This window comes from Megasphaera sp. SW808 (assembly GCF_012027795.1).
Classification (GTDB): domain Bacteria; phylum Bacillota; class Negativicutes; order Veillonellales; family Megasphaeraceae; genus Megasphaera; species Megasphaera stantonii.
In genome coordinates, this window is record NZ_SJOT01000060.1 from 1 (window position 1) to 537 (window position 537).

Below are 537 nucleotides of genomic sequence, written 5' to 3' on the forward strand. Positions count from 1 at the left end.
TTTCTTTATCACCCTCTTTTCCACGGCTATCTGTGCCAGACATCGCCGCAAAAACTCAGGAATGTACTGGCCGTAGCCCATCTTGTCAATATTCTCTACAATCGAAAGAGCTTCAATGATTGCAAAGCCCCCAATGAACATCGTGCGTACCATGTGTGTATGCATCGCAGCATCCAGCAGGACACCAAGCCCCACCACCAGAATCATCGCTGCTTTTTTGAATAGTCCTCGTGTTGCAATGGAAGACATAAAGCTGTGTGTCTTGAATGCCCCGACGAATCCCGTGAGGATGTCGAGGGAAGTCAGAATCACCAGTGCGGTAATCTGCTCGTCAAAACCACCTACAATATGCTCCAAGACCAACCAAAGGAATGAAAAAAGGACACCCACCTTTATTTCAGTGGATGTCCAGAGGTTCCATAATGTTGTCACCATCTTTCTCATTATTCCTCACCTTCGGTATCAATTTGTTTCCAGCCCTGCGGATATGCAGAAGGCGACCAGACGTTGTTGTCGATGAGGGATTCGTAGATGTGA

The 537-nt window shown here is 47.1% G+C and carries 1 protein-coding gene; it reads right to left on the reverse strand.

The genetic code is table 11. The annotated features are described in order from the left end of the window. A partial coding sequence (locus E0L13_RS11695) for a phage holin family protein (RefSeq protein ID WP_168062591.1) occupies positions 1-444 on the reverse strand: 444 nt, incomplete at its 3' end. Between the last annotated feature and the right edge of the window lie 93 nt (positions 445-537).